Annotated in this window: 4 protein-coding genes and 1 pseudogene; 1 reads left to right on the top strand and 4 read right to left on the bottom strand. The window is 59.5% G+C overall.

The genetic code is table 11. From position 1 onward, the window contains the following. Positions 1 to 122 precede the first annotated feature (122 nt). Together GQO94_RS20110 and GQO94_RS20105 are read right to left on the bottom strand one after the other, a co-directional pair. Positions 123 to 383, bottom strand: a pseudogene (locus GQO94_RS20110) (transposase); the annotation flags it as partial. 313 nt (positions 384 to 696) lie between these two features. Beyond that, complete coding sequence (locus GQO94_RS20105; protein WP_156843167.1) at positions 697 to 2847, bottom strand: molybdopterin-containing oxidoreductase family protein; 2151 nt, start codon at positions 2845 to 2847, stop codon at positions 697 to 699. Positions 2848 to 3011: 164 nt separating this feature from the next. Here GQO94_RS20105 and GQO94_RS20100 point away from each other — a divergent pair, with 164 nt between their 5' ends. Further along, positions 3012 to 3758: an SDR family oxidoreductase gene (locus GQO94_RS20100; RefSeq protein WP_156843166.1), complete on the top strand. Its 747-nt coding sequence runs from the start codon at positions 3012 to 3014 to the stop codon at positions 3756 to 3758. A gap of 144 nt (positions 3759 to 3902) precedes the next feature. Here the strand turns inward: GQO94_RS20100 and GQO94_RS20095 are convergent, their stop codons facing one another. Continuing rightward, positions 3903 to 5201 (bottom strand): dihydrolipoamide acetyltransferase family protein, encoded by a 1299-nt coding sequence (locus GQO94_RS20095; RefSeq protein WP_156843165.1) that lies wholly within the window; start codon positions 5199 to 5201, stop codon positions 3903 to 3905. Position 5202: 1 nt separating this feature from the next. Continuing rightward, entirely contained in the window at positions 5203 to 7545 is a 2343-nt protein-coding gene (locus GQO94_RS20090; protein WP_156843164.1) for a transketolase, read from the bottom strand. Between the last annotated feature and the right edge of the window lie 24 nt (positions 7546 to 7569).

The raw sequence follows: 7569 nt of genomic DNA, 5'->3' as shown, positions 1-7569 counted from the left end.
AAATGACAATCCGGGTGTTGGCGACCCCCGCTCGGGCTACGCCCTCACGGCGCTCGCCAACACCCGGATCAAGTGGCCTGGTTTTACTCCGCCTAATGGACGACTTTTACTCCGCCGTTGACAAGGTTGAGATGGACCTCTTCGCAGAGCCGGCGCTCCGACCGGATGCCCATGCAATAACCCACGATCAGCATCCGGATCATCAGTTCAGGGTCGATCGAGGGCCGGCCCGTCTCGCTGTAGTAGGCCCGAAGATGCTCGCGAATACCGTCCAGATCGACGAACCGGTCGATCGACCTCAGCAAATTATCCGCAGGCACATGGTCCTCGATGCTGAAGCTGTAAAACAGCGCTTCCTGCATCACCGTTCGCTCGCCCATCATCAGCATAACTCCCAGCAACAGTTATGTTGAATCAGAACCTGCAACGCTCTTCAAGGGGAGTTTTTCAACAGAATAGGGAGCATCTACGCCGTTCATTGAGACATTCCTCTCGTCAGCGCCGGATCGACGCTACAGGCGCGCCCGCTTTGCTTTGCGGGTCAACTTGCCTGATGACTCGTAAGATACCAATTGGTCACAAAAACGCAAGCGGGAGGGTTGGAGATATTATATGACTAAGGAAACTGAAATATCTCACTGATTTGTCAATATATTTTTTACATCACTCGCCGACATCGCAGGCCGGAAAGCAATGTTAATTTTCACTGTGCGCACGTGCGTGTTCGACGCGTACCGGAATTGCAGATTGCCGCGGCATGGCGTTGATGACCTCAAAATCGCTCTCGGTACTGATGAGAAGGCCTACTGACACACCATTCTCTTCGGGAGCCCCGCTGTCAGGCAATCCTCCCCACCCATGAGCCATCGAAACGACGTCATCTCGTAGCGTGCCGTCCCCTTGCGCGATAGCAATGACCGCCCCGTGCGCTGACGTGATGCGAATGCGATCTCCGGCCGCGAGCCCATACCGGGCGAGCAATTCTGGATGCATATAGGCAGCATTATAGGGCTGATGTCCTCTGATCCTTGGACTGGTGCGGCCCGCAGAATTGAAGACCTCTCGGAGCCGGCGGCTGATGAGCAGAAGATCGAGGTTGGCACTGCCCTTATTCGACTGAGGTCCAGAGCCGCCTTGAGAAAAGACCTCCTCAATCTCCAGGAGGACATCTGTTGGCGCGATGTCGAAGCGGGCTTTTTCCGCAGGATCTGCGGCCAGTACGGTCTGCTGCACATCGAAAATCTTGCCGCGAGGATGTTGGCGTATTTCCTCGAAGGTGACGTTGCCATTTCTGAACAGAAGAGAAAACATCTCTTCCGGCGTGGGCGCGACGACCATGTCAAGCGGGACATCATCCACGCAAAGCTGCAAGCCGAGGCGCTGCGCAAGGGCATAATAGACCCGCCAGTCATCGACGAGATCCGACCCGGACGGCGGCGCAATCGCGGCCTCGACAAATTGCTGGACCGGACGCTGGTGAAAGCTTGTCTCATGCTCGAGGAGCCCGACCATATTGGGGTGCTCGAACTGAAGCTTGGGTGGCAGGATATAATGGGCAAGCTGCGCGGTCTCGGTCATTTCGGGATCGACCGTCACCAGCAATTCCAGGCTCTTGAACGCTTCGACTACGCGCCGTTGATCAGCGACCGAACTGGCTGGATTGCCGCCGTCCACAAGAAGCGCCTTCACCTGCCCCTCGCCTGGCGTCGTGATCTCCTGCGCAATAGCGCCCGTCATCTTCTCGCCATAGAGAAGCCCAAGCCCCCTCACTCTGCTTCTTGGACCTTTCTCCCAACACCTTCCCGCAGGCACGACCTGCGCGCGCCATTCGCGTTTTTTCATGAGTCCAGGATGCGGCACCCGATCCCCTTCTCGCAGGAAATGGCCGCACAGGACGTCAATACTGTCAAACAGATGCTGCATCAGGTTCGATCTGGGCGCCATGCTGGGGCCGGTGCCGGTCGTGATGAAACCGTGCTTTGACGTCGCCAGCATCTTTGTAGCCGCGAGGAGCAAGTCGGCAGGCACATCTGCTCTTAGCTCCGCATATTCCAGCGTGAAAGGCGCAACTGCCCGGCGCAGATCCTCGAGCGGGGCAACGTGTCGATCGCAGAAATCTCCATCAAGCCAACCATTTTCCAAGATCGTGCGGATCATCGCAGCGGCAATGGTGACATCTTCTCCCGGGCGAGGCTGAAGGAAAATATCCGCAAACTGGGCCGTTTCGCTCCGGCGCGGATCAATGACGATAAGCTTTCCGCCTCGCGCCTTGAATGCCTTGAGTTTCTTGACAGGATTATAGGCGTCGAACCCGAACATCGAGATCGAGACCATGGGGTTCCCGCCCACGATCATCATGACATCGGCAATGGCGAAATGATTGCGTCCCGCATGCCAACTCCCCAGGCGGTCAGCCGAAACAGCTTTGGCCGACTGGTCGATCGTGTTGTTGGTGAATAACGAGCGGCTGCCGAACGCTTCGATGAACGCTCGCTGGTAAATCGACGGCAGGGTGTTCTGATAGACATTGCCACCTTTGAAGAAGGCCACCGCGTCCAGGCCATGCCGGGTCGCTATCGTGCGCATTCTCTCCGCAATCTCATCGATCGCCTGTGTAGCCGTGATACGCTCATGACCGCCGTCAGTGTTGCGCTTTAGCGGATGGAGTAGACGTTGCGGTCCATGATAGAGATGTGCTGATTGCAATCCCTTGATACACGCGAACCCATCGCTCAGCGGATGGGCCTTATCGCCACGTATATCGACGATCCGCTCATCCTCGTCGATTGTCAGGACCAGCCCGCAATAGCCGGGGCAGATACGGCAGAAGGACAGCGCTTCACGCATATCGACCTCTCCATCAAAGATATTTTTAGCTTGCCATATGACTGGATCAAACTAATCATTTGGTCAATATTAATGGCCTGAAATGCTCGAAATTCGTTAGAAATTCGCTCATTTTGTGCCGATGATCGCCGATTATATTGACCATAATATAGCAGGAGGGATGTGTGGGGCGCGTTCAGGGCAAGGTCGCATTGATTACCGGAGGCGCATCCGGTCTTGGCGCTGCGGATGCAGCGATCCTTGCCCGGGAAGGCGCGAAGGTTGTCATTACCGATGTGCAGGTAGAACTGGGCCGCTCGGTCGCAGAGGGCATTCCCGGAGCGGTCTTCATCCAGCATGATGTGCGAGACGAAGGCCAGTGGCAGGCCGTCTATCAACGGATCTGGGAGCAGCATGGCCGCCTGGATGTGCTTGTCAACAATGCCGGCCTTACCGGGCCGGGCGACATTGAGAGCTGTTCTCTCGAGAACTATCGCTTCGTCAACGCGATCATGTCGGAGGGTACTTTCCTGGGATGCAAATATGGCATCCCTCTCATGGCCCGCTCAGGCGGTGGATCCATCATCAACATCGCCTCCCTGGCGGCGGTCAAAGGCATTGGTGCCATCGCGGCCTATTGCGCCGCAAAGGGGGCCGTTGTGTCGCTCACCCGTAGCGTCGCCGATCACTGCTTGCAGAAGGGCTACAAGATACGGTGCAACGCGATCCTGCCAGGAGGCATCGACACGCCTTTGATGCAGGCTTCGCTGGCAGCCCTTCCCGTCGGCGAGCCCTATAGCGATATGGTCCGCGACGAAGGCTATGGCGAACCGGACGATATCGCCAACCTCGTCCTTTACCTTGCCTCGGACGAAGCAAAGCGGGTCACAGGTGCATCGCTTCTCGTCGATAACGGCGAGAGCATTCGGTGAGGTCGCAGCATCTCTGGAAGCCCGGCCTTTCTCCCGACGCTACCCGCTGGCGCTTGCGAGTCCAGCCGCCGACGCATATAGCTTTTTCATGTCATTCTCCAAGCGGGAGGCGTAGAGGGCCTTCCGCAACAGAACCGGCCAGGATCAGCCCAGCAGAAGCATCGGCTGGTCGATAAGGGCTTTGAACGCAGCCATGAACCGGGCAGCGACGGCCCCGTCAATGGCACGATGGTCGAAGCTGGCCGTCGCAGCCATGACGGTCGCTAGACCAACAGCTCCATTGACCTTCCAGGGCTGTTCGACACCGGCGCCAATGCCAAGGATCAGCGCCTGAGGCGGGTTGATCACTGGGACCATCTCGTCAATGCCGAACATACCGAGGTTGGAAAGGGAGGCCGTGCCGCCCTGATATTCCTCGGGCATCAAGCGCCCCTCTCGGGCCTTCGCCGCGAGCGCCTTGCTTTGCTGGGCAATAGCCGAAAGCGACAGGGCTCCTGCATCCTTGATGACCGGCGTAATGAGCCCACCCTCGATCGCGACGGCCATCGCGATATCGACCCGCTCGAATTGGTGCAGTTCCTCTCCGCCAAACTGTACATTTGCCTCCGGCACCTCCACCAGCGCAACAGCCATTGCCTTGAGGAGCATGTCATTGACCGAGAGTTTTACGCCGCGTGTCTCAAGCTGGACATTGAGGTCGCTCCGCAGGGCCAGCAGCGGATCAAGATTGCAACGCACAGTAAGATAGAAGTGCGGAACGGTCTGCTTGGACTCGGTCAGCCGCCGCGCAATCGTCTTGCGCATACCGGACAGCTTCGTCGAACTAGCCGGCACGCCGACAGGCGCAGCGCTCGGAGCCACCTGAGCGATCGCCTGCACGGACGCTGCCGGCGCCGGCGGCGGCGTGAGAGCTGCCACCGGCTGAAGCCCAAGATCGGACTTCAATATCCTGCCGCCGGTACCGCTCCCCTTGAGCCCTTCAAGATCGATACCCTTGGCGGCTGCAATCCGGCGCGCGAGTGGCGAAGCGTTGGACACCTCGTCGATCGCGATACCAGCCTCGACGGGAGACTTTGCAACGACAGGTGCGGCAGCCGGGAGCGGCGCCAGAGCGGGTGTAGCGGCTGCCGTTTCAACTTGGACTGGAGACGCGGCCTCCGTTACGAGCGCAGTCGGCTCTGCGGCAGGCTCGCGGCTGGAAGCAGCATCGCCAAGTACGGCGATGACGGTTCCGACGGCCACATCCTCGGTCCCTTCGGAGACAAGGAGGCGGATAACCCGCCCCTCCTCCTCGACCTCATACTCCATGCTCGCCTTGTCCGTCTCGATCTCGGCGATCAGATCTCCCGGTTTGACCAGATCGCCCTCGGCGATCAGCCACTTGGCCAGCGTACCCTTTTCCATTGACGGCGACAAAGCCGGCATCGTCAGCTCGATGGCCATTTCAATTCCCCAGGAAGAGCTCGGCTGCAGCCTCGACGATCGCGTCGGGATCCAGCCTGTAGGTATGATACAAATCCGGCTGATCGCCCGTTTGACCGAACCGGTCCGTGCCGAGCGGACTCACCCGCATGCCCCGGACGCCTCCGAGCCAGGAGAGCGCGCCAGGCGATCCGTCAAGGACCGTGACCAGGCCAGCGTTCGCCGGGAGCGCAGAGAGCAGCGCCTCTGCGTGGCTCGTCTCGGCTCCCTTACCGGTCCAGCGGGACGCGCCACGTGCAGACCATCCCCTGTGCAGGAGATCTGGCGAGGTGACGTTCAAGAGACCGATCCCAGGCATGTCTTCAGCCAGCTGCTCCCAGGCCGCCAGGGCCTCGGGCGCGACCACGCCAGTGAAGACGATCGCCGCCTCGGCATCGGGGCCTGGCTTGCGCAGCCAGTAGCCTCCCTTCAGAGCGTCACTTTCCCAGTCGCCATGATCTCGCTGGACCTGCTGGATCGCCCGTGTCGAGAGACGAAGATAAACAGATTCCCCCTCAGCCTCCTGCATCTGCGCGAACGCCCAACGCATCATCAGCGCCAACTCGTCGGCATAGGCCGGCTCGAAATAGGTGAGATTGGGCTGCCCCATGCCGATCAATGGGGTGTTGATGGACTGGTGCGCCCCGCCCTCAGCTGCGAGCGTCAGCCCCGAAGGCGTCCCGACCAGCAGGAATCGCGCATCTTGGTAGCAACCATAATTCAGCGCATCGAGCCCCCGCGAGATGAACGGGTCATAGACCGTACCGACCGGCAGCAGGCGCGTCCCGAAATGCGGCGCTGCCAGACCCAGAGACGCGAGCATGATGAAGAAATTATTCTCGGCGATGCCCAGCTCTATGTGCTGGCCCGCCTGATGCGCCGACCATTTCTGGGCTGAGGGGATCTTGGCCTTCTGGAAGACGTCAGCGAGCTCCTGGCGACGGAAAAGACCACGCTGGTTGACAAAGCCCCCGAGGTTGGTCGTCTGAGTAACGTCGGGCGCAGTCGTGACGATCCGGTCGCCAATAGCATCGCCTGACTTTGCAAGGTCAAGCAGGATCCGGCCAAAGGCCGCCTGGGTGGACTGTTGCGCGCCATCGGGCACGGCAAACCGCTCTGGAACAGCGACCGGATCGGCAACCGGTTCCTTGCCCTGCTTCGCGATCGGGCTCGCCTCGATAAATGCCTGCAGCTGCGCTGCGACATTATCCCCCAGGCCACCCCAAGGCTCCCATTCGCGGCCCGACTCAATACCGAGGCTTGCGCGGAACTGCTCCATCTGGGCCGGGTTCATCATGCCCGAATGATTGTCTTTGTGGCCTGCGAGTGGGAGGCCATAGCCCTTCACCGTGTATGCGATGAAAAGCGTTGGCCGTTCATCATCCGCACCATCAAAAGCGTCGATCAGCGTCTCGATGCAGTGGCCGCCCAGATTGGTCATCAGGGCCGCGAGGCTTTCGTCGTCATAGCTCTCGATGAGCTTGCGCACATGGACCTTGGCGCCGATGTCAGCCATCAGCCGCGCGCGCCAGGCCGCGCCGCCTTGATAGGTCAACGCAGCGAATTCAGCGTTGGGGCAATTGTCGATCCATTCCTCAAGCGCCTTGCCGCCAGGCCGCTTGAATGCCTCCTGCTGCAGCTTGCCATATTTCATGGTGACGACGCGCCAGCCGCAGGTCTCAAATATGTCGTCGAACCGGCGGAACATGCGATCAGCAGTCGTGCTGTCCAGCGACTGCCGGTTATAATCAACGATCCACCAACAATTGCGCAGGTCGTGCTTATATCCCTCGATGAGGCACTCATAGATATTGCCTTCGTCGAGTTCGGCGTCACCCATGAGGGCGATCATCCGACCCGCCTGCTCCTCGCGAAGCTGGCCATGGGCAATGAGATAGTCCTGAACAAGGCTAGTGAATGCGGTGACGGCAACGCCAAGACCGACCGAGCCGGTCGAGAAATCAACCGGGATTTTGTCCTTCGTACGTGAGGGATAGCTTTGCGCGCCGCCCAGGCCCCTGAAGCGCTGCAACTGATCGAGCGACTGATTGCCAAGCAGATAATGGATTGCGTGCAGAAGCGGGCCACCGTGCGGCTTGACGGACACCTTGTCCTGTGGACGCAGCGCATGGAAATAGAGCGCGGCCATGATCGCCGACATCGAGGCGCAGCTTGCTTGATGGCCACCGACCTTCAATCCGTCACGCTTGGGACGGATATGGTTGGCGTTATGCACCGTCCATGACGAGAGCCAGCGAAGGCGCTGGTCAAGCAATTCGATCGAGCTGACAAGATCGCGACGATCCTGCGACAAAGTGGTGGCCATCAATTCATCCTTGTGGGGCAAGCA

The sequence above is a fragment of the Novosphingobium aquimarinum genome (assembly GCF_009746585.1).
Taxonomy (GTDB): Bacteria; Pseudomonadota; Alphaproteobacteria; order Sphingomonadales; family Sphingomonadaceae; genus Novosphingobium; species Novosphingobium aquimarinum.
This window is presented reverse-complemented; position numbering and strand designations above follow the sequence as displayed.